We start from the raw sequence: 24,659 nt of genomic DNA, 5'->3' as shown, positions 1-24,659 counted from the left end.
GCCTCCTCACTCAATGCTGGGCTGTGACTTCGAGCTTAGGGAATGACGCGCCCCGAGGTTGGGATTCGAACACATGTTCTATACTCTGAAGGGGTGGGCTGGGACCAAGGACCACCGACGTGGTCGGAGATGGAGCGGGTGCTCTCCGGGCGGGCACCCGGACAGGGGCGTCCGGGGGAGATGTTCGGTCCCGGCGACAACACCGGCGACGGCGGTGACAGCCCGGCCTGGTCCCGTAAACGCGGCTCCTACCGGGCCGAGGGGGTCGATCGTGGACGGTCGTCGGTGGCATACGCGGAACTGCATGCCCACAGTGCGTACAGCTTCCTCGACGGCGCCTCGATGCCCGAGGAGATGGTGGAGGAGGCGCAGCGACTCGATCTGCGGGCGCTGGCACTGACCGATCATGACGGATTCTATGGCATCGTCCGATTCGCCGAGGCCGCAAGGGAATTCGACCTGCCGACGGTCTTCGGTGCCGAACTCTCCCTGGAACCCGATGCCGCCCGGACCGGAGTCGCCGATCCGCCCGGGGAGCATCTTCTCGTCATCGCCCGTGACAGTGAGGGGTACCGCCGCCTGTCGCGCACCATCGCCGACGCGCACATGCTCGGTGGGGAGAAGGGTCTGTTGCGCTACGACGCCGACGCATTGCCCGACCGTGCGGGCGGACATTGGCTGATCCTCACCGGTTGCCGCAAGGGCGCGGTGCGACGCGCGCTCGACCGAGGCGGTCCGGCAGCGGCGGCCGATGCGCTCGCCGGGTTGGTCGACCGATACGGGCGCGACGATGTCGTCGTCGAACTCACCGCCCAGGGGCTGCCCGTCGACGACGAACGCAATGCCGTCCTGGCTGCGCTGGCCGGTGACTTCGGGCTGGCGACGGTCGCGACCACCGGCGCGCATTTCGCCGGTCCACGACGACGCCGGCTGGCCACCGCCGTCGCCGCGGTCCGGGCCCGCACCGACATCGAGACCATCGACGGATGGCTGCCGGGTGTCGGTGGCGCACACCTGCGCAGCGGCGACGAGATGGCCCGGCTGTTGTCCGGACATCCCGAGGCCATCGACAACGCCGTCGGACTGGCGGCCGATTGTGCGTTCCGGCTGGGATTGATCGCACCGCAGTTGCCGCCGTTCGACGTGCCCGCCGGTCACACCGAGAACAGCTGGCTGCGGGAGAAGACGATGGCCGGGGCGCTGAGCCGCTACGGGTCGCCGGGTGCACACCCGCAGGCGTATCGGCAGATCGAACACGAACTCGCCATCATCGAGACGCTCACCTTCCCCGGCTACTTCCTGGTGGTCGCCGACATCGTCGATTTCTGCAAGGCCAACGACATCCTGTGCCAGGGCCGGGGCAGTGCGGCGAACTCCGCGGTCTGCTACGCCCTCGGCATCACCAATGTCGACCCGGTCGCCAACAAGCTGTTGTTCGAACGCTTCCTCGCACCCGAGCGAGATGGTCCGCCCGACATCGACGTCGACATCGAATCCGACCGGCGTGAAGAGGCGATCCAGTACGTCTATCGCCGCTACGGGCGCGATTTCAGTGCGCAGGTGGCCAACGTGATCACCTACCGGGGTAAGTCCGCGATCCGGGACATGTCGCGGGCACTCGGATATGCCACCGGTCAGCAGGATGCGTGGAGCCGGATACCCGACGAGGCGCCCGACGACGTCACCGCCCTGGCCGCGGAGATCCTCGGGATGCCGAGGCATCTGGGGATCCACTCGGGTGGCATGGTGATCTGCGACCGGCCCATCGCCGACGTCTGTCCGACCGAGTGGGCGAGGATGGAGAACCGCAGCGTCCTGCAATGGGACAAGGACGACTGCGCCGCGATCGGGCTCGTCAAATTCGACCTCCTCGGACTCGGCATGCTCTCGGCGCTGCACTATGCGATCGATCTGGTCGCCGAGCACAAGGGGATCGAGGTGGACCTCGCCACGCTCGACCTCACCGAGCCGGAGGTCTACGAGATGCTCTGTCGCGCAGACTCGGTCGGTGTGTTCCAGGTGGAGTCGCGTGCACAGATGGCCACTCTGCCGCGACTGCGGCCGCGCACCTTCTACGACCTGGTCGTCGAGGTGGCGCTGATCCGGCCGGGCCCGATCCAGGGCGGGTCGGTGCATCCCTACATCCGACGGCGCAACGGGATCGAGGAGCCGAGTGTCGAGCATCCGTCGATGCGCAAGGCGCTGGATCGGACGCTGGGAGTGCCGCTGTTCCAGGAGCAGCTGATGCAGCTGGCCGTCGACGTGGCCGGATTCGATGCCTCCGAGGCCGACAAGCTACGGCGCGCGATGGGTTCCAAACGCTCGCCGGAACGCATGGAACGTCTGCGAGCGCGGTTCTACGAGGGGATGGAGGAGTTGCACGGGATCACCGGGGAGGTGGCCGACCGGATCTTCGAGAAGATGTCGGCGTTCGCGAACTTCGGTTTCCCGGAAAGTCATTCGCAGAGCTTCGCATCGTTGGTGTTCTATTCGTCGTGGTTCAAACTGCACCACCCGGCGGCCTTCTGTGCCGCACTGCTGCGAGCGCAGCCGATGGGTTTCTACTCTCCGCAATCCCTCGTCGCCGACGCCCGCCGGCACGGGGTGGTGGTCCATCGGCCCGACATCAACAGATCGTTGGCGCATGCGACGCTGGAGAACGAAGGTCTCGAGGTCCGACTGGGCCTCGGCGGGGTGCGAGGTGTCGGCGACGACGTCGCCGAGCGGATCGTCGAATGCCGCACCCGGGACGGCGATTTCCGCGACGTCACCGATGTGTCCCGGCGCGCGGACCTGTCGGTGGGTCAACTCGAAGGCCTCGCGGGTGCGGGGGCGTTCTCGTGTTTCGGGGTGAGTCGCCGACAGGCGTTGTGGGAGGCCGGAGCGGCCGCGACGGTGCGCCTCGAGCAGCTACCTCTCGAGTCGGCCGCATCGACGCCGACGCTTCCCGGACTCTCCGATGTGGAACTGGCGGCCACCGACGCGTGGGCCACCGGCATCACCCCGACCTCGTATCCCACCCAGTTCCTGCGGCCTCGGTTGGCGGCGATGGGGGTGATCCCGGCGGACGGATTGCTGGCGGTGGCCGACGGATCGCGGGTGCTGGTCGCCGGTGCGGTCACCCATCGTCAGCGTCCCGCCACTGCTTCGGGTGTCACCTTCATCAACCTGGAGGACGAGACCGGGATGGTGAATGTGGTGTGTTCGGTCGGGTTGTGGACCCGGTACCGGAATCTGGCACACTCGGCGTCGGCATTGCTGATCCGTGGCACCGTGCAGAATGCCGAGGGGGCGGTGACGGTGGTGGCGGAGCGACTGCAGCGCTTGGATCTTCGCGTGGGAACACGTTCCCGCGACTGGCAGTGACGTAGGGATGCCGACAACGAGAGTGGGGGAGCCATGCCGCGGCAGATCGTGGTGACAGTGAAGCCGGGGAGCAGCAAAGGGCCACTGGTGGAGACGAATCCGGCGGGTTCGATGACCGTCTACGTGCGTGAGCCGGCGACCGACGGACGGGCGAACAAGGCCGTGGCGCAGATCCTGGCGGAGCACCTCGGGGTGCCCAAGAGCAAGATCGCGCTCGTGGGCGGCGCAACGTCGCGGACCAAGCGGTTCCGCGTCTACTGACCCGCAGCCGGGTGACTGACGCGGGCGATCACACGGCGCCGGCGAACCCGTTCTGCCGCCACGCCTCGTAGACCACGATGCTGGCGGCATTGGCGAGGTTGTGCGATCTGCGCCCGGCCAGCATCGGGATCCGCACGCGATCGGTGACCTGCGGCAGCTCGAGAACCTCCTGGGGCAGTCCGGTCGGTTCCGGCCCGAAGAGCAGCACGTCTCCCGGGCGGTAGTCGATGTCGGAGTGATAGCGCGATGCGTGTGCGGTGAAGGCGAACACGCGCTCCGGCCGCAGCGCCGACCACGCTGCATCCAGATCGGGATGGACTGTCACGGTGGCCATCTCGTGGTAGTCCAGACCAGCACGCTTCACCTGAGTGTCGGACATGCCGAACCCCAGCGGCTCGATGAGGTGCAGTTCGCATCCGGTATTGGCGGCCAGCCGGATCGCGTTCCCGGTGTTCGGCGGGATGCACGGCTGGAAGAACATGATGCGGAACATGATGGGCAAGTCTAGTGTCCCGCGGGACACCCACCTCACCCGCTGATGTCGAGCCGGGTGTTCGCCCCGCAGAGCACCACACACAGCGTGGTCCCCGGTTCCGCACGCACCTGCCCCGACAGCACCGCCGCCACCGCGGTCGCCGTTCCGTGTTCGACGAGGATGCGGAAGTCGGTCCACAACATCCGGCGCGCATCGACGATGTCGGCGTCCGACACCACCACGCTGGTCACGTCGCGCCCGGCGATCGTCGCCCAGCAGAGGTCGCCGACCCGGGTCGCGCCGAGGCTGTCGGCCGCGACGCTGTCGAGATCCACCGTCACCGGACCGCCGGCGTCGAGTGCCTGCCGCAGGCACGACGCCCCGACCGGTTCGACGCCGACCAGGTGATCGCCGGGACGCAGGGCCGCCGCCAGTCCGCCCAGCAGTCCGCCACCGCCGACGCACACCACCGTCGTCAGCGGTCCGTCGACGTCGGTGGAAAGTTCCGGCCCGATCGTGCCGGCGCCTGCGACGATGTCCGGCTGGTCGTAGGCGTGCAGGAGCAGGGCACCCGAGCGTCCGGCGAGTTCGAGGGCGGCGTCGGCGGCGTCCTGGTAGCGGTCGCCCACCTGATGGACCGTCGCGCCCAGTGCGCGGAGGCTCTGCACCTTCACCTCCGGCGCGGTCACCGGGACCACCACGGTGGCGGGGACACCGGCGATCCGCGCCGCCCACGCCGCGCCGATCGCGGCATTGCCGCCGGAGGCGACCAGGACGCCCCCGTCCTGGTCCAGCCGTCCCTCGGTGCGGGCGTGCAGGACGGCGTTGAGACTGCCGCGTGCCTTGAAGCAACCGCCGACCTGCAGGTACTCCTGCTTGAAGACCACCTCGGTGGGACCCGCAGCGGTTTCGAGAGACGTCCGGAAGATCGGGGTGCGTCGTAGGCGGCCGCCGATCCGGTCGCGGGCGGCGTCGATGTCGGAGGTCGTCACCGGCATCGGTGTCCGTTGAGTGTCCACGTCCGGTCACGATAGCGGGGGTGGAACAATGGACTCCCGTGAGCGCGATACGACTCGACGGCAAGGCCACTCGTGACGAGATCTTCTCCGATCTCGGCGCCCGGGTGGAGAAACTCCGCGCCGAAGGCATCACACCGGGGCTCGGCACCGTCCTGGTCGGTGACGACCCGGGTTCGCGGTCCTACGTGAAGGGTAAGCACGCCGACTGTGCACGTATCGGCGTCGAATCCCTCCGGAAGGATCTCCCCGCCGACGCGTCGACGGACGATCTGAACGCCGCCATCGACGACCTCAACGCGGATCCCGCGTGCACCGGTTACATCGTGCAGCTTCCCCTACCGCGCCACCTCGACGAGAACGCGGCACTGGAACGAATCGACCCGATCAAGGATGCTGACGGGCTGCACCCGATCAATCTGGGTCGTCTCGTTCTCGGTAAGGAGGCCACGCTGCCATGTACGCCGCGTGGGGTGGTTCACCTGCTCCGGCGCTATGAGATCCCGATCGCCGGCGCACGGGTCACGGTGATCGGGCGCGGCGTCACGATCGGCCGTCCGATCGGGCTGCTGCTGACGCGTCGCAGCGAGAACGCCACCGTCACCCTGTGCCATACCGGCACCCGTGATCTGGCGGCCGAGGTGTCGCGGGCCGACATCGTGATCGCCGCTGCGGGCGTTCCGCACCTGATCACCGCCGACATGGTCAAGCCGGGAGCGGCGGTCATCGACGTGGGCGTCAGCCGCACCGATGCGGGCCTGACCGGCGACGTGGCACCTGACGTCTGGGACGTCGCCGGGCACGTCTCGCCGAACCCTGGCGGAGTCGGCCCGCTCACGCGGGCGTTCTTGCTGGTCAACGTCGTCGAACGAGCCGAAGCGCAGCTGGCCGAGCGGACCCGGGCGGGAACCGCGGGGTGACGCCGGACCGGGGTGCCCGCCCACCCGACGGGGCTCTCGACCACTCCCGCCGGGTGGGCAGCGCCGCGCGGGTGCGCCGCTACGTGGTCCAGATCCCGTACTTCGTCGTCCTGATCGGGCTGGTCGCCGCGGCCGTCCTCGTGTTGTTCGACCGGTGGCGACGCGGCGCATTCGTCTTCGGCTCCGTCCTGTTGCTGGGAGCCGTGCTACGCGCCTTCATCCCGACCTCGCGCGCAGGCCTGCTGCAGGTCAGAAGCAAGTTGTTCGACGTCGCGGTGATGGCGTCGGTGGGTTCGCTGATCCTGTGGTTGGCGACGTCCATCGATCCTTTGGGCACAGATTGATTACAATAGAGATCAATACGTGACCTAACGGCCCTTGCGGCGACGACACAGCTGGAGAAAACGCATCACACCGACGACCACCACCGGCAACTCGACCACTCCCGACGAAACGACGTCGATGGGTGTGTCCGCGGGCGATGGCATGATCCACTACGTCCTGCTGACGCGCGACGACGTGGGTCGCAGTGTCGTCGACACCCGTGTGATCGACGTCGACCGTAGCGACGGCCTCGACACCGCCGGCCGGGTCAACGCGGGCATCGATCTGATGTTGGGGGCAGCCAAGGACGCGGACCGTCGGGTGGGGCCGATCGGGGTCGCCGCGCGCACGGCCAAGCAGCGTCGTGAACTGGCGTCTCGTGGCAGCGGTCCCCGCCGCCAGATCCATCTCGTCGACGACGGCGAAGCGGTGGCGGCATACCTGTCGGCCACCGGCCAGATCGACCGATTCGCGTCGGTCGTCGTCGCCGACTGCGGGGACACCGGCATGTCCCTGTACACCGTGGAACCATCGACCAACCGCATCTCGGCACCGGTGCGGTCGCGCGCGCTCGCCGGCCGCGACATCGACCGGGCGATCCTGACACAGCTGACCGCCGACCGCGGTACTCCCGACGGACGTGGCACCCGGAGCGGACGCAGCGCGCTGCTCGCGGGCTGCCGCGCCGGCAAGGAGGAGGTGGGCACCGCCGGTACCGACTCGGTTCTGCTCGCGGACGGCCGCAGACACACCCGGCTCACCGGTGCGGTGATCGACGCGGCGGTCGCGCCCATGGTCGACGACGCGCGAAGCGTGCTGATGCGCTATCTCGCCGACAACGCCGACCGCGACAGCCGCCCCGAGGCGGTGGTCCTGGTCGGTGGCATCGCCAACCTGCCTGCCGTCGCGCGGATGCTCGACGGTGCGCAACTCGGCGGTCGGCATGTCGAGGTCGTGGTGCCGGACGCGCCGGAACTCGCCGCGTCGATCGGGGCCGCCATCCTGGCAAGGGCCAAGGCATCGTCGGGCACGACGCGACTCGCGTTCATCGGCGGTCGTCGGCACCGGGAATGGTTGTCGGCCACGCCGCTGGCGGTGGTGGCGGCGATCCTCGCCGCCGCGACGATGACGATCTATGCGGTGAGCTCCTCGCTGGCCGGGCACAACGAGCCTGCCTCCACACCGTTGCCGTCGACCACCACGCTCGCGACGTCCGAGATGTCCACGACGACAACCACATCGGAGTCGACGACGTCCGCGGCGCCGCCGCAGCCGCGGGTCACCCAGGCGCAACCGGAGCCCGCCCAGCCGCCGATGCAACGCACCGAGTCCCGCTGGGAGGACTATCCCGGCTGGGCCACAACGGAATTGCCGCCGACGACGGAGACGGACTCGTCGACGTCGCCACCCACGCGCACGCTGGTGCCGTATCCGCTGCCGACGCTGCCCTGGCCGCCGGGTCGACCGTCGCCCACGATCCCGCCGGAACTGCTTCCGCCGGATCTGCGTCCGGAGTCCTCGACGCCCGCGCCGCCACCGGCGCCGGAAAGCGTTGCGCCGCAGACCACCACCACGCCGCCTACACCCCGCGCCGCGCCGCAGCAGGGAGCGCCGGTGTCCACCACGCCGACGCGATAGGGGAGCGGCGGTGGACCCTCAGGGATCGGGAGTGGTGGACCGTATATCTGTTCCCTGAAGAGCGGAGGTGGGCTTTACCTTCTGGTCCCTGAGGAGATCCGGAGCTTGCGGAGGATCGTCACGAAGGGTCCCTTCGTCACGCTCTTCGCTCAGCCCCGCGCGATCTCGACGGTCTGCTTGAGCAGATCACTGATGGCATCGAACTCGGTCAGGAATCCGTCATGACCGTTGTCCGAGTGCAGGACCTGCAGCCCGCCGACACAGTTGCCCAGCTGCTCGGCAAGCTCGACCTGCAACCGCAAGGGGTACAGGCGGTCTGACGCGATCCCGCCGACGATCACGGGGACCTGGCAGGCCCGCAGCACGGATTCGATGCTGCCCCGGTTGCGACCCACATCGTGGTGGTTCAGCACGTTGCTGAGCACCACATAGCTGCCGGCGTCGAACCGCTGGGTCAGCTTGGCCGCCTGATGCTGCAGATAGCTGTCGACGGCGTAGCGACCGCCGGTCAGCGGCTGCTCGTCGGCCTGGGGATCGTCGGCGAAACGACGGTCGAGTTCCACCTCGCCGCGATAGGTGAGATGCGCGATCCGCCGTGCCACACCGAGACCGGCGGTGGGTGCCTGCCCGGTGTCGTGGTAGTCGCCGCCCTGCCATGCGGGGTCGGCGGTGATCGCAGCGATCTGGGTGGTCTGGGTGCCGATCTGATCGGCGGTGGCGCGCGCGCCCACCGCCAGAACCAGTGCGCTCCGGACCATCTCGGGATACTCGATGGCCCATTCGAGCGCGCGGGCACCGCCCATGGACCCGCCCACGACGGCACCGACCCCGGCGATCTCGAGCCGGTCCATCAGGATCCGCTCGGCACGCACCTGATCGAGCACCGTGATCTGCGGGAACCGCGACCCCCATGGACGCCCGTCGGGAGCGGGTGACGACGGCCCGGTCGACCCGCGGCAGCCCCCCAACACGTTGGCCGAGATGACGCACCACTCGTCGGTGTCGATGGCGCAGCCGGGGCCGATCAGCCCGTCCCACCAGCCGGCCGTCGGGTGCTCGTCGTTGGCGGGACCGGTGACGTGCGAGTCGCCGGTGAGTGCATGCAGGGTGAGGATGACGTTGTCCCGGGACGGCGACAACGCACCCCAGCGCTGGAAGGCCAGGGTGACATCGTCGATCCGGTCACCGTTGTCGAGGGAGACCGCGCCGATGCGGACACGGGCCGTGGCCCCGTCCGGCATCGTTTCCCAGTCGGGTCCGTCGACGGGCTGGGTTTGCGTTTCGATACTCACCGACACAATTCACTCACTCTGCAGCACACTCCGACTTCCTCTGTCCCTCAACTCACTTCGCGGCCGCGAATCCCTGTTCGAGATCGGCGATGATGTCGTCGAATCCTTCGATGCCGACCGCCAGGCGGACCAGGCCCGGTGTTACTCCGGCGCCGACCTGTTCCTCCGGTGTCAATTGACTGTGTGTGGTGGACGCCGGGTGGATCACCAGCGACCGGACGTCACCGATGTTGGCGACGTGGCTGTGCAGCGTGAGTGCGTCGACGAACTTCCGGCCGGCCTCGAGGCCGCCCGCGATCTCGAAGCTGACGATGGCGCCCTGTCCCTTCGGCAGCAGCTTCTGTGCACGCTCGTACCACTGTGACGACTGCAGCCCGGCGTAGGCCACGGACTCCACCTGGGCATGGGCTTCCAGATACTGCGCCACGCGTTGCGCGTTGGCGACATGTCGCTCCACCCGCAGGCTCAATGTCTCCAGCCCCTGGGCCAGGAGGAAGGCGTTGAACGGAGAGATGGCGGCACCGGTGTCGCGGAGCCACTGCACGCGGGCCTTCAGTGCGAACGCGGGTGCGCCGAGGTCGGCGAAGACGGCGCCGTGGTAGCTCGGATCCGGCGTGGTGAACCCCGGGAACAGGTCTTTCCCGTCGCGCTGGGCGCGCCAGTCGAAGGTGCCGCCGTCAACGATGACGCCACCGATGGCGGTGCCGTGGCCACCGATGTACTTCGTCGCCGAGTGCACGACGATGTCTGCACCGTGGGCCAGCGGATTCAGCAGATACGGGGTGGCGACGGTGTTGTCGACGATGAGCGGGAGACTGTTGCGGTGGGCGACCTCCGCGATGCCCTCGACGTCGAGGATCTCGTTGTTGGGGTTGGAGATCGTCTCGCCGAACAGGGCGCGGGTGTTGTCCTTGATGGCCGCCTGCCAGGAGTCGAGGTCCTCCGGATCCTCGACGAACGACACCTCGACGCCGAGTTTGGGCAGCGTGTAGTGGAACAGGTTGAACGTGCCGCCGTACAGACGTGGACTCGACACCACGTGGCCGCCGGTCTCGACGATGTTGAGGATCGAGTAGGTCTCGGCCGCCTGGCCCGATGCCACCAGCAACGCGGCCACGCCACCCTCGAGGGCGGCGATGCGCTGTTCCACCGCGTCCTGGGTCGGATTCATGATCCGCGTGTAGATGTTGCCGGGTTCGGCGAGACCGAACAGATTCGCGGCGTGCTGGGTGTCGTTGAACACGTACGACGTGGTCTGGTACACGGGCAGCGCCCGCGCATTGGTGGTGGGATCGGCGGTCTGGCCGGCATGGACCTGTTTGGTCTCGAAGCTCCAGTTCGCCGTCGGATCGGCGCCGTCGGTGGCGTCAGACATGAGTGTCCTGCTTTCTGCGGTCGGCAGGGTGCAACGACCCTGGTGGGGTCCGACCTTCGGACCCGCGCTTGCCGGGGAATGCGTATGCGTTCCTCAACCCGGTCATCACCCGGAGCACCCCACCGCGGTTGGAGGGTTGCCGATCAGCAAGCCGGGGCTTGACGCTGATGCTCATGACCTGGCGTCAAGGATATAGCACGGTCCAGAAGGCCAGGGAACCGTCCCGATCGTGGTGGTCACAAACCGGGGCTGATGACGGTCACAAACTGACAACGCCTGTCCTCCAAAAGGATGAATCTTGTATCTGGCACCAGTAAAAGGCCTGGTCAGGGTTGTTAGTTGAACTAACGAGGATTCGCTATTTGAGATCACGGATCTACTCTGTCGCCAGCCTGATCGACTCGCGTCACAGCCCCGACGCGGTCGCCCGGGCAGATGGAGGACAGAGAGCTCATGGGTGCGCGCTTCCGGCTGACTCGCCGGGTTCCGGTTGTTCTCATCGCGATCTCGAGCTGCTTCATAGTGGTTGCCGCGTTCTGTCTTCCGGGGGCGGGAGTCGCCCGCGCCGACGGGTGCGGCGCCGGTGCGGTGATCATGGTCGGCGGAACCAACGATCCCGAGGCCGTGCACATGGTCGGGGTGACCCAGCGGTACACGGGCAAGAAGCCGGTTCTGAACAGCGACGGTGAGGTCGAGATCGTCGACGATGAAGACAGTCCGTACCACGACAATCCTTACGAGATCATCTACGCCGACTACCCGACCACGCTGTGGCCGCTCGGTGCCGCCGGGTACGACGACAGCGTCAGCCAGGGTCAGGCCGCGACGAAACGTGCAATAGCGCAGTATCAGTACGACTGCGGGGATAGACCTGTGGTGGTGGCGGGCTACTCGCAGGGAGCGCGGGTCGCGGGCGATGTCCTGTCCGACATCGGTAACGACCGCGATGACACGGTCGTCGTGGTGGGCCGCGACGGTGAGCCGGTCGAAGTCGACATCGACCACGCCACCATCTCCGGGGAGCTCTACTCCGATCCGCGACGTGCCGGCGACAAGACCGGCCGGGGCATCGAGTTGTCGCTGACCGGTGTGATCCCGGGCCTGACCATGATGGGTCCGCGCGAGGGCGACGGGCCGCGTGGGTTCGACGAGTTGGAGTCGCGGGTCGTGTCGGTCTGCGTCGAGGGCGATCCCATCTGCGATCTCCCCGACCCGTTCTACGACCCGATCGGCACCATCGACGGGCTGGTCGGCTACTTCACGAAACACGGGCTGTACCCGTTCCAGATGTACCGCGACCCCACTGAGGCGAGCTGGAACGATCATCGTCCGGTGGAGTGTGGCATTGCGATGACCGACTGTGTGGCGCAGGCGGATTCGGCCATCGTCGGGGTCATCCGCGACGGCGCGGCGACCATCGGCATCGACAGCTCCCGAATCGGCGATTTCCTTGTGGGCCGATGGACGTTCGATCTGCCCTACGGGATCGAACTCTCCAATCTGCAACCGGTGGTCCGGCTGGTACAGGACGTGCTGCCGCCGCTCCCGTACCTCGGCTACGGCGGCTACCTCCCCGACATCTTCGTCTTCGAGCAGATCCTGCAGGGCGTCGTCAACGGTGCGCCCGACCAGATCAAGGAAGGCGTCGCGGCGCTGGCGGCCAGCGCGCGCAGCATCCTGCTGATCCCGGTGAACTTCGTCCGGCACTGGGCGGGCGAGATCATCGGGCCCAGGACCGTCGACACGACCACGGTGTCGGTGGACGCGCGTGGCGCGCGACAGGCCGTGCTGCTGAGCGCCCTCGACGACGTCGGACCCGCGGCGCTCGTGACGGATGCGTCCACAACAGATACGACGTCCTCGGATGATCCGGAATCGGGCGGTGCGGAAACCGAAGCTGCGGCGACAGCGGACTCCTCCACCGGGAGTACGTCGTCGGTGCCCGTTCCGACCACGCCGTCGGACGCCGCTACCTCCACTCGCTCCGATTCCCCTGCGCCCGATTCCCCTGCGCCCGGTTCCGCGCCGTCCGGCGAGCAGACTCCGAAAACGCCCTCCACGCCGCCCGACACGTCCGCGACGTCCACGCCGCACGCTCCCGACCCCAGCGCTACCGACAGCAACGCCGGCGCGAGCAATGGAGTCGCCGGGGGAGACATCGAGACCGACGGTGCGGAGGACAACGACGGCGACGGGAACGGCGAGGACCAGACCACCGGTCCGGGATTGTCGACCACGGGTGCCGGCACCGGGTCCTCGAAGAACTCGTCATCGTCGGAGGCAGGCGACGACCCCGGGAGTGACGAGTAGGAGACGGCCGGTGCCCCGGCACCTTGCCCGTGTGAATCAACTCACCTGACCGATGGGGAATCCCGGTAGGGGAGCCGGGAGTTGGAGACTGAGTGTCCTCAGCGCCAACCGCACCCGCCGCAGCACCGGTGACCGCCTCCGTCCGTCGGTGGGCCGTCATCGCTCTTGCCCTCGGCGGATTTGGGATCGGCACCACCGAGTTCGTGGCGATGGGGTTGCTGCCCAACATCGCGTCGACCCTGAGTGTCAGCGAACCCACCGCGGCCCATGTCATCTCGGCCTACGCATTGGGCGTCGTCGTCGGTGCACCGCTCATCGCGGCGCTCACCGCCCGGGTGCCGCGTCGCACCCTGCTCATCGGTCTGATGGTGGCCTTCACCGTGGGCAACCTCGCCACAGTGCTGGCGCCCAACTACGGACTGCTCATCGCGGCGCGGTTCGTCGCCGGTCTGCCACACGGCGCCTACTTCGGTGTCGCCGCGCTGGTCGCCGCCCATCTGGCCGGTCCGCGTGACCGCGCCAAGGCAGTCGGCCAGGTGATGCTGGGTCTGTCGGTCGCCAATGTGCTCGGCGTGCCGATGGCAACCTGGTTGGGCGAGACGTTCGGCTGGCGGGTCGCGTTCGCCATCGTCGTCGTGATCGGACTGTTGACCATCGTCGCTCTCATCCGCAACCTGCCCGCACTTGCGGACATGCGGGTCACCAACCCGATGACCGAACTCGGTGCGTTGTCGCGCCCGCAGGTGTGGCTCACGCTGTTCATCGGGGTCGTCGGGTTCGGCGGCATGTTCGCCTACTACACGTATCTCAACTCGGCGCTGACGACCGTGACGGGCCTGTCGGTCTCGCTCGTGCCGGTGGCGATGATGCTGTTCGGTCTCGGGATGGTGACCGGCAACATCGTCGGTGGTGTGCTCGCCGACCGGAGTGTGCCCGCGGGCATCCTCATCGGACTCGTCGCCACGGCGGCTTCGTTGGCGCTGTTCGCCCTCACGCTGGACAACGCGTGGGCGGCGATGATCCTCAGCTATGCGATCGGGCTGTCCGGGGCGTCGACGATCCCGGCGCTACAAACCCGGCTGATGGATGTCGCCGACGACGCGCAGACGCTGGCGGCAGCACTGAATCACTCCGCATTGAACATCGCGAACGCGGCTGGGGCATGGCTGGGCGGTCTGGTGATCGCAGCGGGCTACGGCTACCGCGCGCCGTCGCTGCTGGGGGCGGGGCTGGCGGTCGCCGGGATCGTGGTTCTGGTCGTCGCGCTGGCGGCCGCGCGGAACCGCAGTGGTCAGTCGACGGTGGGCGGCGTCGCGACCGTCTTGGACAGGTAGAGCTGTTCGCCGATCCGGTCCATCAGTTCGAGCTGGGTCTCGAGATAGTCGATGTGGTCTTCTTCGTCCTTGAGGATGTCCTCGAGGATTCTCGCGCTGGTGATGTCACCCTTGCCGCGGCACATGGCGGCACCGGGCCGGAGCCGCTCGACGACCTCCATCTCGATGGCGAGGTCGGACTGGAACTGCTCACGCAGCGTCTGCCCGATACGCAGCGGCAGGATCTTCTGATAGTTCGGCAGGGCGTCGAGGAACAGGATCCGATCGGTGAGGACCTCGGCGTGCAGCATCTCCTCGATCGACTCCGCGCGGGTCTTGCTCGCGATCTCGGTCAGCCCCCAGTTCGCCTGCATCTTGGAGTGGAGAAAGTACTGGTTGATGGCTGTCAGCTCGCTGGTGAGCTGCTCGTTGAGTAGTGCGATCACTTCGTCGTCGCCGCGCATGACCGAGCCTCCGTTCGCCGTGGTAGTGCGAACGTAGCACGCCTAAACTCCCCGCGTCCGTACTTGGACACGAGGATGTTCGTAGCCGTCGGCCGGCGTGCCTATGCTGCGGTGGTCGCGGTGGCGATCCTTTCGTCGACGATCTGCTGAATCCGTTCAAGGCAGGTGCCGCAGCCTTCACCGGCACCACACCGGTCGCCGATCGCATCCACCGACATGGCACCGGTCGAGCAGTGGTCGTGCACCTCGTCTTCGGTCACCGCTCGGCAGATACAAACGAACATCGGTCTCACCTCGAATCAGTTCAGTTAGGTAAGGGTTACATAAAGCAAGCCCTGAAACAAGGGTTGCCTTACCTTTGGTACGGACGCACCATTTCGGCCACGTACGCTCGTCTGCGTGTCGATCACCGTGAGCACCGTCAATGTCAACGGCGTCCGCGCCGCCGTGAAGCACCGGTCGGCGGCCAACCGCGGCCTGCTGGCATGGCTGTCCGGCACGGAAGCCGACGTCGTTTTGATGCAGGAGATCCGCGCCGACGAGGAGCAGGCAGCCGAGGCGCTTGCCCCGGCGCTCGACGACGGCTGGCAGTGGACGATGAGTGCGTCGGTCGTCCGTGGGCATGCCGGGGTCGGGGTACTGAGCCGGTTGCCGTTGGGGGCGGTGCGGGTCGGCTTCGGCGACGCCGAGTTCGACCCCACGGGGCGCTACATCGAGGTCGATCTCGACTCACCGCTCGGCCCGACGACGGTGGCCAGCCTCTATCTGCCCAAAGGCGCCGCGCAGACCCCGGAGCCGAAGGACGTGGCGAAGTTCGACGAGAAGGTGCGCTTCCTCACCGCCTTCGGCCATCACCTCGACCGGCTGTCGCGGCGGCGGCGTCATGTCGTCGTGGGCGGGGACTGGAACATCGCCCACGCCGAGCCGGACATCAAGAACTGGAAGGGAAACCGGAAGAGTCCGGGTTTTCTGCCGCACGAGCGCTCCTGGGTGAGCGACCGCCTCGCGTCCGGGTGGTCGGATGTGATGCGCGACCTCGCGCCCGCGGAGGACGGGCCGTACACGTGGTGGTCGTGGCGGGGAAAGGCGTTCGACAACGACTCCGGATGGCGCATCGACTACCAGCTGGCCAACAAGCGTCTCGCCGATCGTGCGGTCAAGGCGTGGGTCGACCGGGCCGATGCCTACGACCTCCGCTGGTCGGATCATGCGCCGATGACGGTCGTCTACGAGTGACCGCGCCGGCGGACGCTGGCACAAATCCGTTCGCGCACGTCTGAGACACTGGGGGACATGAGCAGTGACGTCTCCCCGGCCGGGTCAGCTCGACCGCGCGTGCTGTCGGGCATCCAGCCGACCAGCGATTCCTTCCACCTCGGCAACTACCTGGGTGCGGTGCGGCAATGGGTTGCGCTGCAGGAGGATTTCGAGGCGTTTTACTTCATCCCGGACATGCACGCCATCACGGTGGCCTACGACCCGGCAACGTTGGCCGAACGGACCCGGCTCAGCGTCGCGCAGCTGCTCGCGGTGGGTGTCGACCCGGACCGTTCGACGATCTACGTCCAGTCCCACATACCCGAGATCGCCCAGCTGACCTGGGTGCTGTCGTGCATCACCGGATTCGGTGAGGCGAGCCGCATGACGCAGTTCAAGGACAAGTCGGCCAAGCAGGGGGTCGACGCCGCTGGTGTCGGACTGTTCACCTATCCGATCCTGATGGCCGCCGACATTCTCGCGTTCGACGTGGATCGGGTGCCGGTGGGCGAAGACCAGCGCCAGCACCTCGAGCTCGCCCGCAATCTGGCCCAGCGCTTCAACTCCCGATTCGGTGCGGTCCTCAAGGTGCCCGAGGCCCACATCGTGAAGGAGTTCGCCAAGATCTATGACCTGCAGAACCCGACCGCGAAGATGAGCAAGTCGGCGGAATCGGATCGTGGTCTGATCAATCTGCTCGACGAGCCGAAGCGTTCCGCCAAGAAGATCCGGTCCGCGGTCACCGATACCGAGACCGAGATCCGTTTCGACCCGGTCGCCAAGCCCGGGGTGAGCAACCTGCTGACCATCCAATCGGCGCTCAGCGGCACTCCGGTCGATGTCCTCGTCGACAAGTACGCCGGCAAGGGATACGGGGACCTCAAGGTCGACACGGCCGACGTGCTGACGGAGTTCGTGACCCCGCTGCGCGGTCGCGTCGCCGAGTTCATGGACGACCCGGCCGAACTGGACGCGATCCTCGCGCGCGGTGCCGAACGCGCGCGCTCGGTGGCTTCGACGACACTGCGCGCGGTCTATGACAAAGTGGGGTTCCTGGCACCCGGCGGGTGATCGACCGTCCATCGGGCCGGCCCGCGACCGACCGAGGAGGCGGAACAGGTGAGTTCGGTGGTTGATTCGGCCAAAGGGGCCGTGGAGCGCGGCAAGACGGGCTTCGCCGACGCCCGCGAACGATGGACCTGGCTGGATCATCTGATCAACACGTTCCAGCGCTACAACGATCGTCGCGGCAACCTGTACGCGGCGAGCATCAGTTTCAACGGCATCCTCGCGCTCGTCCCCATCGTCATGGTCGTCTTCGCGATCGCCGGTTTCGTCCTGGCCAGCCAGCCCGATCTGCTGAGAGATCTCCAGGATGCCGTCGTCGAGAACATGCCCGAGGGCATGGGCGACCAGATCAACGACCTCATCAACTCGGCGGTCGACCAACGTGCAGCGGTCGGTGTGGTCGGCCTGCTCGGTGCCGCCTTCACCGGCATCGGCTGGATCTCCGGTGTACGCGCGGGCATGACCGAGATGTGGGGCGGCCGGGTCAATCGCAACCCGGTGATGTCGAAGGTGTGGGACCTCATCACCTTCGCACTCCTCGGGATCGCGTTCGCGGTGACGATGGCGATCACCGCGCTCGGCAACTCGGGTCTCACGACGGAGGTGTTGTCGTGGGTCGGGCTCGATGACGCGTCATGGGCGCCCACGGTCGTCCGCGCCGTGTCGATCGCGGTCTCGGTGCTGGCCAGTACGCTGCTGTTCACCTTCGTCATGTCGCGTCTTCCGCTGGTGCAGTTGCCGTTTCGGAACACGCTCAAGGGAGGCCTGCTGACCGCGATCGCGTTCGAGATCGTCAAGACCGTCGGCGGGATCTATCTGGAGTCGGTGCTGAGTGGGCCGGCAGGGGTGACCTTCGGTCCGATCATCGGTCTGCTCGTGTTCGCCTACCTGGCATCGCGGATCGTGCTCTACGCCGCCGCCTGGTGCGCCACCGACCCGATCAACGAGGCCTACCAGGTCGAGACCGAGGACGAGATACCGCCGCCGGTGCTGGTGTCCCCGAACTATGAGGTTCACCCCGCACCTCGGCCGTCCACACTGGTCGCCGTGGCCGGGATCGGTGCCGCGGCAAGTGCGTTCGTCGGGTGGCTGCTGCGGCGGTGACCGTTTGTTGCCGCTCCCTTCTGTTCTCGGAGGAGCGAGCTTGCGAGCGTCGCCCCGCCCCCTGAGGAGCGAGCTTGCGAGCGTCTCGAAGGGCCCTTCGTGACGATCCTTCGCAGGCTCCGGATCTCCTCAGGGAGCGGGTGGGTGACGGGCCGGTCGGTCAGCGGCGGGAGAACAGCCGCATCGCGACCAACAGGAGCAGGACCGACACCAGTGCGGCGACCAGCCCGATCAACAGACGGACGGACCAACGGGTGGGTTCGTCGGTGCCGGTGGCGGAGGCCGTCCGCGGCGTCGCGGTGGGAGACGGGGCGACAGTCGGGGTGGTCGGTGCCCCCGCCGATGCCTGCGACGCAGTCACGAGGTCACCGACGGTCGCACCCTCGGGCGCCCGAAAACCGTAGTCGAACAACGCCTTCGTCTGGTCCCAGTAGGAGTTGGTGCCGACGGTGAGTCCGAACATCTCCACGACCATGATCTGCCGACCCGATCGCTCCGTCACGCCCACATAGGTCTTGCGCGCATCGTCGGTGTAGCCGGTCTTGCCGCCGATCATGCCCGGATATCCCTCGAGCAGTAGCTGATTGGACGTGTGCATCTGGTAGGCAGGGTGATCGGTGTCGCCGGGCACGTCCGGGCGCCGGGGATACCCCGGGAATCGGTACTCCCGCATCCCGATCATCGACCGGAAGGTGCTGTTGTGCATGGCCTCTCGGAAGATCAGCGCCAGGTCGTAGGGCGACGACGACATCCCGGGTGCGTCCAGGCCGGACGGTGACGCGGCCCGCGTGTCCAGCGCACCGAGGGCGTGAGCCCGTTCGTTCATCTTGTCCAGTGCGGTGTCCACGCCGCCCAGTTGTCGCGCCAAGGCGTTGGCGCAGTCGTTGCCCGACACCATCACCAGTCCGGTCAGCAGATCTCGATTGGTGTACCGACCGCCCGGACCCATGCCGCAGGAGTCGCCCTCGGTGCTCCACTCCGCGGCGGTCGGGGTGATGACCGTGTCGAGATCGAGTTCGTCGAGTGCGACGAGTGCGAGCAGGACCTTGATGGTCGATGCGGGCCGGTAGCGGCCATGGGGGTCCTTGGCCGCGATCACCTCGCCGGTGTCGAGGTCGGCGACGAGCCAGCCCGCCGACGTCAACGCCGGTGGTATCGGACCCACGGCGGGATCGGCGACGACACCGCATGCGGCCAGTTGCTCACCGCCGACAGGTGTCTCCGGCACCGTCAGCGGGGTGGGCGTGGGCTCCCCGGGCGCCACGACCTCGGATTCGTCGACGGGTGGTGGGGTGTCGACGCGGTGGGGACAGTGGTCGGTCACCGGAGTGGTCGTCGGTGGGACGGGAGCTGCGGTGGCGGGCGCGCAGAACGGCACACTGCCCAGCGTCATGCCGACGGTCACGGCGAGGCCGGCGATCAACGCTCGCGCGAAATGTCGCGGCCTCCCCACCGTCACCGGTCGGAGATTACCAGCGGGACTCTGTCGACGCGGCCTGCCACCCGTCGATTCTGTCGATGATCTCGCGTTGCCGGGACGCCGGAAGGAAGCTGGCGACCACGGAGTTGCGGGCCAGCCGGGCGAGGGTCTCGTCGTCGAGGCCGAATTGTTCGGCGACGGCGGTGAAGTTGTCGTCGAGGTATCCGCCGAAGTACGCGGGGTCGTCGGAGTTCAGGGTGACGTGGGCGCCTGCCGACAGCAGGTCGGGCAGCGGATGAGACGCCAGGTCGCTGACCGCCTGCAGACACACGTTGGACAGCGGACACACGGTCAGTGGCATGCGAGTGGCGACGAGTTCGGCCAGGAGGTCGGGGTCGTCGACGCTGCGGATGCCGTGGTCGATCCGGTCCACTCCGAGGTGGTCGATGGCTCCTCGGATGGATTCGGGACCCGCTTCCTCGCCGGCATGGGCCACTCGGCGGAGGCCGAGATCCGCGGCGCGGGCGAACACGTCGGCGAACGGTGACGCCGGATTGCCCACCTCGGCCGAATCGAGCCCGACCCCGATGATCGGCGCGTCGACGGCGACCAACTCGTCGAGAGTTTCCGCCGCCTCGGCCGCAGGCCGGTCGCGGAGGAAGCACGCGATCAGGTCGGCGGTGAAGCCGAACTCCGTTCGTGCACGCGCGAACCCGTCGACGAGGCCGCCGACCACGTCGGCCATCGGGACTCCGCGTGAGCGATGCGCTTGCGGATCGAAGAACACCTCTGCGTGCACCACGCCACCGGCGAGCGCCCGGACGGCGTATTCGTAGGCGAGACGGGCGAAATCGTGGCGCCGACGGAGCACGTCGAGGTTCTCGTAGTAGATGTCGAGAAAGGACTGCAGGTCGGCGAAGACGTAGCGTCCGCGCAGCGCCTCGGCGTCGGGATACGGCAGTGTGATCCCCGCGTCGGCGGCCAATTCCAGCACGAGATCGGGCTCCAATGTGCCCTCGATGTGTACGTGCAGCTCGACCTTCGGTAGCTCGTGGATTCGGGACATGGTCTACAACAGTGTGTACGCCTCGGTCAGTACCGACCGGAGGATCTGCTCGATCTCGTCGAACTCGGCCTGTCCGGCGATCAGCGGCGGAGCGAGCTGCACCACCGGGTCGCCGCGGTCGTCGGCGCGGCAGTAGAGTCCGGCGTCGAACAGCGCGGACGACAAGAACCCTCGCAGGATGCGCTCGGACTCGGCGGCCGAGAACGTCTCCTTGGTCGACTTGTCCTTGACCAGTTCGAGTCCGTAGAAGTATCCCTCGCCCCGCACGTCGCCGACGATGGGCAGGTCGTGCAGACGTTCCAGCGTCGCCCGGAATGCCGGCGCGTTCCGCTTGACGTGTTCGTTGAGCCCCTCGCGCTCGAAGATGTCGAGGTTGGCCAGCGCCACCGCCGCCGACACCGGGTGGCCGCCGAAGGTGTAGCCGTGCGGAAAGGTCGTGGTGCCGTCGCGGAACGGCTCGAAGAGCCGGTCACTCGCGATCATCGCGCCGATCGGGGAGTAGCCCGAGGTCATGCCCTTGGCGCAGGTGATGATGTCGGGGACGTACCCGAAGTCGTCGCAGGCGAACATCGATCCGATACGCCCGAACGCGCAGATGACCTCGTCGGACACCAGGAGCACGTCGTAGGTGTCGCAGATCTCCCGGACGCGCTCGAAGTATCCGGGCGGCGGCGGGAAACATCCACCGGCGTTCTGCACCGGTTCCAGGAAGACCGCTGCGACGGTGTCGGGCCCCTCGAACTCGATGGCCTCGGCGATCCGGTCGGCCGCCCAACGGCCGAACTTCTTCGGATCGTCGGCGAGTTCGCCGGTGCCGAACGGATCGGGTGCCCGGTAGATGTTGGTGTTCGGCACCCGGAACGCGCCGGGCGTCAGCGGCTCGAACGGCTCCTTCAACGCGGGCACGCCGGTGATGGCGAGCGCACCCTGCGGGGTTCCGTGATACGCGATCGAGCGCGAGATGACCTTGTGCTTACCCGGTTTTCCCGTCAGCTTGTAGTACTGCTTGGCGAGCTTCCAGGCGCTCTCCACGGCCTCGCCACCACCCGTGGTGAAGAAGACGCGGTTGAGGTCGCCGGGAGCGTATGCGGCGAGGCGTTCGGCGAGTTCGATCGCCGGGGGCGTCGCATAGGACCAGAGCGGGAAGAAGGCGAGGTCCTTCGCCTGTCGTGCGGCGGCCTCGGCGAGTTCGTCGCGGCCGTGGCCGACCTGGACGACGAACAACCCCGCGAGCCCGTCCAGATAGCTGCGGCCACGGTCGTCGAAGATCCGAACACCCTCGCCGCGGGTGATCACCGGCGGCGTGATGCCGTCGCCGTGGCGGGCGAAATGCCCCCACAGGTGGGCCGCGCTGCGCTCACCGAGGGAGTTCGCGGTCGCGGTTGCGTTCGCAGAGGTCATCGGGTTCCCCAATTGTATTGTTGTTTCACGAGTTTCAGATAGACGAGGGTCTCGGTCGCGGTGACCTCGGAATGGACTCGAACTTTCTGGTTGAGGATGCGCAGGAGATGATCGTCGTCCTCGCACACGACCTCGATCAGGATGTCGAACGAGCCGGCGGTGAGGACCACGTAGTCGATCTCCGGACAGATGGCCAGTTGCCGGGCGAGGGTCTCTGTATCGCCGGTGCACCGGATGCCGATCAAGGCCTGGCGCGAGAACCCGAGTTTGAGCGGATCGGTCACCGCAACAACCTGGAGCAGGCCGCTCTCGCTGAGTTTCTGCACGCGATTACGCACCGCGGCCTCCGACAGGCCTACCGCCTTGCCGATCGAAGCGTAGGAACTGCGGCCATCGGTCTGTAGTTGCTCGATGATCCTCTTGGCGGTGGCGTCGAGAGCGGGGGCGGACGATTCGACCACACGACGATCGTGACGGATTCAGTGCCATTATGCAAGCCACAGCTATGGAATCAGCAGAGCCGACCTCGTCTGGATCGCGAATCCGTCAGTTCGCGGATAGTCTGGGCGCATGCCGAACACGGATGTGATGCCCACCGCGTGGATCGGTGGAGTGGCCTGCCATGGCGACGGGCCGGCCCATACTGTGCGCAATCCCGCGACCGGCGATCCGGTCGCCACCGTGGCCCTCGCCGATGCCGGTGAGGTGGATGCCGCGATCTCCGCGGCGCGCACGGCACAATCCGATTGGGGCGGAGCCACTCCCGCCGAACGTTCGGAAGTGATGCGATCGTTCGCCGATCTGCTCCGGACACACAGTGGTGACCTGGCCGCCGAGGAGGTCGCCCAGACCGGACGCAGCATCCGGCTGGCCACGGAGTTCGATGTTCCCGGCAGCATCGACAACGTCGACTTCTTCGCCGGTGTCGCGCGCAATCTCGACGGCAAGGCCAGCGCCGAGTATTCCGCCGACCACACGTCGTCGATCCGTCGTGAACCGGTGGGTGTCGTCGGATCGATCTCGCCGTGGAATTACCCGTTGCAGATGGCGGCGTGGAAGGTGTTGCCCGCCATCGCCGCCGGCTGCTCGGTGGTGCTGAAGCCGGCCGAGATCACCCCGCTGACGACGATGACGTTGGCGCGGCTGGCCACCGAGGCGGGCCTTCCCGACGGCGTCCTCAACGTGCTGGTCGGCACCGGTGTCGACGTGGGTTCGGTCCTTGCCGGCCATGCCGGCGTCGACATGGTGACGTTCACCGGCTCCACCGCGGTCGGGCGATCGGTGATGGCGCAGGCGGCGCGGCACGGCACGCGGGTGCAATTGGAGCTGGGCGGTAAGGCGCCGTTCGTGGTGTTCGACGATGCCGATCTGACCGCGGCCGTGCACGGCGCGGTGGCGGGTGCCCTGATCAACGCCGGTCAGGACTGCACCGCAGCCACCCGCGCGATCGTCGCTGCGAGCGTCTACGACGACTTCGTCGACGGCGTCGCGCAGGTGATGTCGGAGGTCATCGTCGGCGACCCCACCGATCCCGCCACCGACATGGGTTCGCTCAGTTCGATCACCCATCGGGACAAGGTCGCGGGGATGGTCGACCGGGCCGTCGTGGACGGGGTCCGGTTGGTGACCGGCGGGACGATTCCGGACGGCCCGGGCGCCTTCTACCCGCCGACCCTGCTCGCCGACGTCGCGGAGGGGTCCGAGATCTACCGTGACGAGGTGTTCGGTCCGGTCCTCACCGTCAGTTCCTTCGCCGATGACGACGACGCGATCCGTCGCGCCAACGACACCGTCTACGGACTTGCCGCCTCCGCGTGGACCCGCGATGTGTACCGCGCCCAGCGGGCCGCACGGGAGATCCGCGCCGGCTGCGTCTGGATCAACGACCACATCCCGATCATCAGCGAGATGCCGCACGGCGGCTACGGCGCATCCGGGTTCGGCAAGGACATGTCGACCTACTCGCTGGACGAGTACCTGACGGTGAAACACGTCATGAGCGACATCACCGGCGTCGCCGAGAAGCCCTGGCATCGTACAATTTTCACGCGATAGCGCGGCATGGAGCGTCGTCGTCTCACGAACAACGGGCGACGGCGAGGTCCGTGGATCGCGCTCTGACATCGCGAATCCTGACCTCGTTCACCCAGACGGCGCATGCCGCGAACCGGCCGCTCGATCGGAACACCGAGTCGATCCGCTGGTGACGGACGTCGCTGGTGAACGTCAGCGAGCCCGCCCACCGTTCGGTCTTCCGGTCGAAGTGGGTCAGCGGCACCGTGGTCTGGTTGCGGAGCCGATTTCGGCTGTCGTACCAGGAGACCGCGCGGTTGACCTTCTTGTCCGCGGTGAACACCAGCGTGATCCGGTCACCGGTCCCGGGGTGTCGCGTCGACGCGTCGGCGACCGGCGCGGCGATCGCGAGGGTGAGGATCAGGCCGACGATCACGAGGCGTATGCGTGTCATGGGATTTGGACGCGCAGGGTGTGCTTGCGGTTCCATCGCCCTCGAAGAACGTCGACGCCCCTCCGCGATTGGGTCGCGGAGGGGCGTCGACGGGGCTGCAGAGTGAAATCTGCGGTGAGCGG

Annotated in this window: 22 protein-coding genes and 1 riboswitch; of the genes, 11 read left to right on the top strand and 11 right to left on the bottom strand. The window is 67.4% G+C overall.

The genetic code is table 11. From position 1 onward, the window contains the following. Positions 1 to 93 precede the first annotated feature (93 nt). Both VZC37_RS00855 and VZC37_RS00850 read left to right on the top strand, forming a co-directional pair. A complete protein-coding gene (locus tag VZC37_RS00855) occupies positions 94 to 3,366 on the top strand; it encodes an error-prone DNA polymerase (RefSeq protein ID WP_330430528.1) in 3,273 nt (1,090 codons plus the stop codon). Positions 3,367 to 3,399: 33 nt separating this feature from the next. Continuing rightward, positions 3,400 to 3,627 carry a DUF167 domain-containing protein gene (locus VZC37_RS00850; protein WP_330430527.1) on the top strand — a complete coding sequence of 76 codons (228 nt, stop codon included), beginning with the start codon at positions 3,400 to 3,402 and terminating at the stop codon, positions 3,625 to 3,627. A gap of 28 nt (positions 3,628 to 3,655) precedes the next feature. On the opposite strand, the gene VZC37_RS00845 is transcribed toward VZC37_RS00850, so the two are convergent. Together VZC37_RS00845 and VZC37_RS00840 are read right to left on the bottom strand one after the other, a co-directional pair. Beyond that, entirely contained in the window at positions 3,656 to 4,120 is a 465-nt protein-coding gene (locus tag VZC37_RS00845; protein ID WP_330430526.1) for a tRNA (cytidine(34)-2'-O)-methyltransferase, read from the bottom strand. Positions 4,121 to 4,155: 35 nt separating this feature from the next. Then, a complete protein-coding gene (locus tag VZC37_RS00840) occupies positions 4,156 to 5,100 on the bottom strand; it encodes a serine/threonine dehydratase (RefSeq protein WP_330431661.1) in 945 nt (314 codons plus the stop codon). Between the two features lie 59 nt (positions 5,101 to 5,159). Between VZC37_RS00840 and VZC37_RS00835 the strand changes: the two genes are divergently transcribed. The 3 genes from VZC37_RS00835 (at position 5,160) to VZC37_RS00825 (ending at position 8,000) form a co-directional block, all read left to right on the top strand. Further along, entirely contained in the window at positions 5,160 to 6,038 is an 879-nt protein-coding gene (locus VZC37_RS00835; RefSeq protein ID WP_330430525.1) for a bifunctional methylenetetrahydrofolate dehydrogenase/methenyltetrahydrofolate cyclohydrolase, read from the top strand. A 53-nt stretch (positions 6,039 to 6,091) separates the two neighbouring features. Continuing rightward, complete coding sequence (locus VZC37_RS00830; protein ID WP_330431660.1) at positions 6,092 to 6,382, top strand: DUF3017 domain-containing protein; 291 nt, start codon at positions 6,092 to 6,094, stop codon at positions 6,380 to 6,382. 142 nt (positions 6,383 to 6,524) lie between these two features. Then, complete coding sequence (locus VZC37_RS00825) at positions 6,525 to 8,000, top strand: hypothetical protein (RefSeq protein ID WP_330430524.1); 1,476 nt, start codon at positions 6,525 to 6,527, stop codon at positions 7,998 to 8,000. A gap of 149 nt (positions 8,001 to 8,149) precedes the next feature. On the opposite strand, the gene metX is transcribed toward VZC37_RS00825, so the two are convergent. Both metX and VZC37_RS00815 read right to left on the bottom strand, forming a co-directional pair. Then, complete coding sequence (metX, locus tag VZC37_RS00820; protein ID WP_330430523.1) at positions 8,150 to 9,298, bottom strand: homoserine O-acetyltransferase MetX; 1,149 nt, start codon at positions 9,296 to 9,298, stop codon at positions 8,150 to 8,152. A gap of 46 nt (positions 9,299 to 9,344) precedes the next feature. After that, positions 9,345 to 10,667 carry a bifunctional o-acetylhomoserine/o-acetylserine sulfhydrylase gene (locus tag VZC37_RS00815; RefSeq protein WP_330430522.1) on the bottom strand — a complete coding sequence of 441 codons (1,323 nt, stop codon included), beginning with the start codon at positions 10,665 to 10,667 and terminating at the stop codon, positions 9,345 to 9,347. 59 nt (positions 10,668 to 10,726) lie between these two features. Then, a riboswitch (SAM riboswitch) is annotated at positions 10,727 to 10,846 on the bottom strand. Between the two features lie 274 nt (positions 10,847 to 11,120). Between VZC37_RS00815 and VZC37_RS00810 the strand changes: the two genes are divergently transcribed. Both VZC37_RS00810 and VZC37_RS00805 read left to right on the top strand, forming a co-directional pair. Continuing rightward, positions 11,121 to 12,977 (top strand): cutinase family protein, encoded by a 1,857-nt coding sequence (locus tag VZC37_RS00810; RefSeq protein ID WP_330430521.1) that lies wholly within the window; start codon positions 11,121 to 11,123, stop codon positions 12,975 to 12,977. A gap of 92 nt (positions 12,978 to 13,069) precedes the next feature. Next, on the top strand, positions 13,070 to 14,311 hold the full coding sequence (locus tag VZC37_RS00805) for an MFS transporter (RefSeq protein ID WP_330430520.1): 1,242 nt from the start codon (positions 13,070 to 13,072) through the stop codon (positions 14,309 to 14,311). Here the strand turns inward: VZC37_RS00805 and bfr are convergent. After that, a complete protein-coding gene (bfr, locus tag VZC37_RS00800) occupies positions 14,269 to 14,754 on the bottom strand; it encodes a bacterioferritin (RefSeq protein WP_330430519.1) in 486 nt (161 codons plus the stop codon). The genes VZC37_RS00805 and bfr overlap by 43 nt on opposite strands. Before the next feature lie 101 nt (positions 14,755 to 14,855). Continuing rightward, positions 14,856 to 15,038 carry a (2Fe-2S)-binding protein gene (locus tag VZC37_RS00795; RefSeq protein ID WP_330430518.1) on the bottom strand — a complete coding sequence of 61 codons (183 nt, stop codon included), beginning with the start codon at positions 15,036 to 15,038 and terminating at the stop codon, positions 14,856 to 14,858. Positions 15,039 to 15,153: 115 nt separating this feature from the next. Here VZC37_RS00795 and VZC37_RS00790 point away from each other — a divergent pair, with 115 nt between their 5' ends. From VZC37_RS00790 to VZC37_RS00780, 3 genes are read left to right on the top strand one after another with little or no spacing between them, the layout of a single operon-like run. After that, positions 15,154 to 15,990, top strand: a complete 837-nt coding sequence (locus VZC37_RS00790) for an exodeoxyribonuclease III (RefSeq protein ID WP_330430517.1) — start codon at positions 15,154 to 15,156, stop codon at positions 15,988 to 15,990. A 57-nt stretch (positions 15,991 to 16,047) separates the two neighbouring features. Then, positions 16,048 to 17,082, top strand: a complete 1,035-nt coding sequence (gene trpS / locus VZC37_RS00785) for a tryptophan--tRNA ligase (protein WP_330430516.1) — start codon at positions 16,048 to 16,050, stop codon at positions 17,080 to 17,082. Positions 17,083 to 17,130: 48 nt separating this feature from the next. Then, positions 17,131 to 18,183: a YhjD/YihY/BrkB family envelope integrity protein gene (locus tag VZC37_RS00780; RefSeq protein ID WP_330430515.1), complete on the top strand. Its 1,053-nt coding sequence runs from the start codon at positions 17,131 to 17,133 to the stop codon at positions 18,181 to 18,183. 160 nt (positions 18,184 to 18,343) lie between these two features. Here VZC37_RS00780 and VZC37_RS00775 read toward each other — a convergent pair whose 3' ends face one another. Genes VZC37_RS00775 through VZC37_RS00760 form a run of 4 tightly spaced genes read right to left on the bottom strand, consistent with a single transcriptional unit; the run spans position 18,344 to position 22,531 of the window. Further along, the gene (locus VZC37_RS00775) at positions 18,344 to 19,642 is read right to left on the bottom strand and encodes a D-alanyl-D-alanine carboxypeptidase family protein (protein WP_431309296.1); all 1,299 of its coding nucleotides are present in this window, start codon (positions 19,640 to 19,642) and stop codon (positions 18,344 to 18,346) included. Between the two features lie 10 nt (positions 19,643 to 19,652). Further along, on the bottom strand, positions 19,653 to 20,669 hold the full coding sequence (locus VZC37_RS00770) for an adenosine deaminase (RefSeq protein ID WP_330430514.1): 1,017 nt from the start codon (positions 20,667 to 20,669) through the stop codon (positions 19,653 to 19,655). A 3-nt stretch (positions 20,670 to 20,672) separates the two neighbouring features. Then, positions 20,673 to 22,070, bottom strand: a complete 1,398-nt coding sequence (locus VZC37_RS00765) for an aspartate aminotransferase family protein (protein ID WP_330430513.1) — start codon at positions 22,068 to 22,070, stop codon at positions 20,673 to 20,675. Beyond that, positions 22,067 to 22,531, bottom strand: a complete 465-nt coding sequence (locus VZC37_RS00760) for an Lrp/AsnC family transcriptional regulator (RefSeq protein ID WP_330430512.1) — start codon at positions 22,529 to 22,531, stop codon at positions 22,067 to 22,069. The genes VZC37_RS00765 and VZC37_RS00760 overlap by 4 nt, the downstream gene beginning before the upstream one ends. Before the next feature lie 109 nt (positions 22,532 to 22,640). Here VZC37_RS00760 and VZC37_RS00755 point away from each other — a divergent pair, with 109 nt between their 5' ends. Beyond that, positions 22,641 to 24,125 (top strand): gamma-aminobutyraldehyde dehydrogenase, encoded by a 1,485-nt coding sequence (locus tag VZC37_RS00755; protein WP_330430511.1) that lies wholly within the window; start codon positions 22,641 to 22,643, stop codon positions 24,123 to 24,125. 22 nt (positions 24,126 to 24,147) lie between these two features. On the opposite strand, the gene VZC37_RS00750 is transcribed toward VZC37_RS00755, so the two are convergent. Continuing rightward, on the bottom strand, positions 24,148 to 24,537 hold the full coding sequence (locus VZC37_RS00750) for a hypothetical protein (protein ID WP_330430510.1): 390 nt from the start codon (positions 24,535 to 24,537) through the stop codon (positions 24,148 to 24,150). Positions 24,538 to 24,659: the final 122 nt, after the last annotated feature.

This window comes from Gordonia sesuvii, from assembly GCF_036350415.1.
Lineage (GTDB): Bacteria > Actinomycetota > Actinomycetes > Mycobacteriales > Mycobacteriaceae > Gordonia > Gordonia sesuvii.
The sequence above is the reverse complement of the archived record's forward strand: the minus strand, read 5'-3'. Positions and strand labels throughout refer to the sequence as shown.

What these genes read in the sequence shown, in the direction of transcription:
- trpS (WP_330430516.1), top strand. Translation starts at nt 16,048, where the DNA reads ATGAGCAGTGACGTCTCCCCGGCCGGGTCAGCTCGACCGCGCGTGCTG.
- VZC37_RS00810 (WP_330430521.1), top strand. Translation starts at nt 11,121, where the DNA reads ATGGGTGCGCGCTTCCGGCTGACTCGCCGGGTTCCGGTTGTTCTCATC.
- VZC37_RS00795 (WP_330430518.1), bottom strand. Translation starts at nt 15,038, where the DNA reads ATGTTCGTTTGTATCTGCCGAGCGGTGACCGAAGACGAGGTGCACGAC.
- VZC37_RS00850 (WP_330430527.1), top strand. Translation starts at nt 3,400, where the DNA reads ATGCCGCGGCAGATCGTGGTGACAGTGAAGCCGGGGAGCAGCAAAGGG.
- VZC37_RS00845 (WP_330430526.1), bottom strand. Translation starts at nt 4,120, where the DNA reads ATGTTCCGCATCATGTTCTTCCAGCCGTGCATCCCGCCGAACACCGGG.
- VZC37_RS00770 (WP_330430514.1), bottom strand. Translation starts at nt 20,669, where the DNA reads ATGTCCCGAATCCACGAGCTACCGAAGGTCGAGCTGCACGTACACATC.
- VZC37_RS00815 (WP_330430522.1), bottom strand. Translation starts at nt 10,667, where the DNA reads ATGTCTGACGCCACCGACGGCGCCGATCCGACGGCGAACTGGAGCTTC.
- VZC37_RS00765 (WP_330430513.1), bottom strand. Translation starts at nt 22,070, where the DNA reads ATGACCTCTGCGAACGCAACCGCGACCGCGAACTCCCTCGGTGAGCGC.
- VZC37_RS00750 (WP_330430510.1), bottom strand. Translation starts at nt 24,537, where the DNA reads ATGACACGCATACGCCTCGTGATCGTCGGCCTGATCCTCACCCTCGCG.
- VZC37_RS00825 (WP_330430524.1), top strand. Translation starts at nt 6,525, where the DNA reads ATGATCCACTACGTCCTGCTGACGCGCGACGACGTGGGTCGCAGTGTC.
- bfr (WP_330430519.1), bottom strand. Translation starts at nt 14,754, where the DNA reads ATGCGCGGCGACGACGAAGTGATCGCACTACTCAACGAGCAGCTCACC.
- VZC37_RS00840 (WP_330431661.1), bottom strand. Translation starts at nt 5,100, where the DNA reads ATGCCGGTGACGACCTCCGACATCGACGCCGCCCGCGACCGGATCGGC.
- VZC37_RS00755 (WP_330430511.1), top strand. Translation starts at nt 22,641, where the DNA reads ATGCCGAACACGGATGTGATGCCCACCGCGTGGATCGGTGGAGTGGCC.